Below are 2,991 nucleotides of genomic sequence, written 5' to 3' on the forward strand. Positions count from 1 at the left end.
TAATGCTTGTTCAGCTTTGGTTAAACGGCGGTTGGCTTGGATTTCTGCAACGGTTGCGTGGCGAATGTCATCTTTAAAAGCAGGACCAAAAGTTCTCGACTCCAAAATCTTTACTCGGTACATATTGGGCGTGTACATATGATTGACAATTTCTAGCAACACATCTTTTGTGCCTTCGCCAATCAAAACCACAACATCACCGGGTAGAAAATCCGAATCACATTCTTTTGCGCTGGGTAATTCCCGCACCAAGCACGTATTGCACTGCTCTTCTTTAAAATCAGTACACTTGTTAGCGCATGGATGTTTTGGTATATTTAATTTCATATTCATTCCTGATATGCGTGAATATAGGAAGCCTGATTTACGAGATCAGGCTTTTTTAATGTCTGAATCCCCGTGAATCCCTTCCGATCCCTCAAGAAAGCTCACCTCTGTAGATAAGTCCCTTACTAAAGCTCCTAATCCCAAGCGCTCAAACGATTTAGCTTGTAAATTAAGTACATGCCACTCACCAACGATTTCTTTTTCAAGAAGGAAAGCAAGGTACTGAGCAAGGTCTTTACCTTTGATTTCAGCAAGAGTTTTGGCGCGTTCATGGATTTCAGGAGATAAACGCACATGCGTAGATTTTTTTTCAAGGCTCATGGTTTTTTCCTATGCCACCTGTTGGCTTTTTTTGCGAGATGGAAATAAATCTTTATATTTAAATTTTCCATCTGTCTTTTCTTGAACAAGAAGCGCTGTTTCGGATGACATCTTCGCCTTGCCGTTGATCCACGCCCAAACAGATGGCTGTTCAAGGTCAAGTGCTTGTGCAGTCATCGTCTGAGAGCCAAAATGCTCTACAACGCTCTTATATAAATTAACCAATTCAATATTCATCTATTGAACTCCTATACTTTAAAGTTAATTTATAGTTTTAACTATTATTTGTCAACAGTTTTAACTGTTTGAATATTTATAGTTGCGACTATAAAATAGGAGCGAACTCAAGGATTACCTTTATGCAAACTTTGGCTGACCGACTAAAAGAAGCTCGAATAAAAGCTGATAAAACACAAGGCGATGTCGCAGATGCGGCTGGTATAAGACAGCCTACCTATCAAGCTCTGGAAGCTGGAAAGACTAAAAAATCAGCGTACCTACCTGAGATAGCTAAATTTCTAGGTGTTGATGTTGATTGGTTGAAAAATGGAACCGTTAAGGCAACTCCAAGCAAACCAAGAGATGGACAACCAATGATGGATGTTAAATTCCGTGGAGTTGAGTTTTGGGACGGCGATACCCCATTAAATGAGGATGAATTTGAGGTTCCATACTACAAGGACATAGAGCTTACTGGTGGGTGCGGGTCATTTGAACAGCACGATGACGGTCGTAGACGAATTAAATATGGAAAAACTGCCGCTTATTCAAGTGGTGCTTCACAAACCCAATCAATCTGTATGACATTGGTTGGTGATAGTATGGAAGATCGAATCTCAGCAGGATCTATGATTGCTGTTGATCTTAGTAAAAGGGATATTCGTGAAGGGAAAATTTACGCCTTCCGCCATGGTCAATTATTGCGTGTTAAATACCTAATACCTAAGCCTGATGGTGGTTTGATTATTAGAAGTCATAACAAAGCATATGAAGACGAGCACATTAATGCTGAAGAAGTTGAAAACGATATAAATATGATTGGCTGGGTGTGGAACTGGTCGGTTTTAGAGAGATGGTAAAACTGCGAACCCAACACAATCCTAAGATCATGTTGGATAGTTGAAAAAATTCGAGACCACTAATCTCGAATTGCGGGCTAGTAATCCGCTAAAGGTGATTGCAAAGTCTAAGTTGTCAAGTGAAATGGTATCGCCCATCCATCCCAGAGGGAGAATAAGCGCAAGGCACGACTGATAACTGAAACAATGCATGAGCTGCCGCCCCTACGGTGTGCGCACACTTTCAGGGCAAGCGCTAGGCATAGCGCTATACAAGTTACACCAATTTAACTTGGTGAGCGCTCGCCAGACAATTACAAGGTTTATGCCATGTTTTCTCTGACGTTGCAGACTAAGAAAGGTCTGAAATTTAGCGTAAAAATCAATCTTTACGCTGTGATTGCAATCCTGTCTTGGTTTGCGTAAAACCGAGGGGTGGTGACGAGCCACCCCTCACCCTTATTTTTAAAATACATATAAGTTTAAAAAAAATCAAACTGCGAACCCGACGCATTTGATCGGGTGGAGAAATTGATGAGCTTGTACTTAATTAACTACGATTTAAATAAGGATAAGGATTATGAGGGGCTTTACTCTGCCATAGAGGGTATGACAGTAGAGTATTTACGTCCTTTGAAGTCATTATGGATAATCAGACATTCAGGCAGTGCATATGATATTGCTTCTGAATTATGCAAACATATTGATAAGGATGATAAATTGATGGTAAGCCAATTAACTCCTGACTCATCATGGACGCAAAACTTTAGCCAGGTGGCAACAGACTGGATTCAAAAATACTACTAAAACATCCATCCAATATTTTTCGCCCTGCCTACCACACCGCCTGATTTTCCAGAGGGCATGCACGGGGTGCTATGAATACGCACCTCACCATCAAACTTAATTTGGTCTTCAATAATTTTATCAAGATTCATTTGATTACCTATTACCTTTACATCTTCCAATAAGGTAAAAGAACAACCCATAATTTGAATTTTAGTTCCTTTTGGTATTACTGCAATATTCTCACTCATAACAAACTCCCTTAACCCACCCTGTGTGGGTTTTCTTTTGTCTATTAAAGCATAAATATAAATATTATAAAAATAACTGTATTTTATAGTTTCAACTATTGACTATATTTATAGTTTTGACTATATTCATATCACACCAACCAACAACTCCTGTTGAAAGTGAGATAAAAAATGGATATTCAAAATTTACGTCTACAAGCGCTACACATTGCAGAGGGCGACATCGAAAAAGCCCAAGCAATGGAAAG

At 39.5% G+C, this 2,991-nt stretch carries 6 protein-coding genes; 2 read left to right on the plus strand and 4 right to left on the minus strand.

Going from position 1 to position 2,991, the window contains the following annotated elements:
* From EXE10_RS20445 to EXE10_RS20455, 3 genes are all read right to left on the minus strand, one after another.
* Positions 1–249: hypothetical protein (locus EXE10_RS20445; protein WP_228256874.1), on the minus strand; the 249-nt coding region annotated here is incomplete at its 3' end.
* Between the two features lie 123 nt (positions 250–372).
* Positions 373–648, minus strand: a complete 276-nt coding sequence (locus EXE10_RS20450; protein ID WP_130114560.1) for a hypothetical protein — start codon at positions 646–648, stop codon at positions 373–375.
* 9 nt (positions 649–657) lie between these two features.
* Positions 658–885, minus strand: coding sequence for a YdaS family helix-turn-helix protein (locus EXE10_RS20455; protein WP_130114561.1), 228 nt, complete (start codon positions 883–885; stop codon positions 658–660).
* 122 nt (positions 886–1,007) lie between these two features.
* Here EXE10_RS20455 and EXE10_RS20460 point away from each other — a divergent pair, with 122 nt between their 5' ends.
* Both EXE10_RS20460 and EXE10_RS20465 read left to right on the plus strand, forming a co-directional pair.
* Positions 1,008–1,727, plus strand: a complete 720-nt coding sequence (locus EXE10_RS20460; protein ID WP_130114562.1) for an XRE family transcriptional regulator — start codon at positions 1,008–1,010, stop codon at positions 1,725–1,727.
* Between the two features lie 513 nt (positions 1,728–2,240).
* Positions 2,241–2,513, plus strand: coding sequence for a hypothetical protein (locus EXE10_RS20465; RefSeq protein WP_130114563.1), 273 nt, complete (start codon positions 2,241–2,243; stop codon positions 2,511–2,513).
* Here EXE10_RS20465 and EXE10_RS20470 read toward each other — a convergent pair.
* The gene (locus tag EXE10_RS20470; protein WP_130114564.1) at positions 2,510–2,743 is read right to left on the minus strand and encodes a hypothetical protein; all 234 of its coding nucleotides are present in this window, start codon (positions 2,741–2,743) and stop codon (positions 2,510–2,512) included. The two genes, EXE10_RS20465 and EXE10_RS20470, sit on opposite strands and share 4 nt — an antisense overlap.
* Positions 2,744–2,991 lie beyond the last annotated feature (248 nt).

Source organism: Acinetobacter sp. WCHAc060033 (assembly GCF_004209125.1).
Taxonomy (GTDB): Bacteria; Pseudomonadota; Gammaproteobacteria; order Pseudomonadales; family Moraxellaceae; genus Acinetobacter; species Acinetobacter wuhouensis.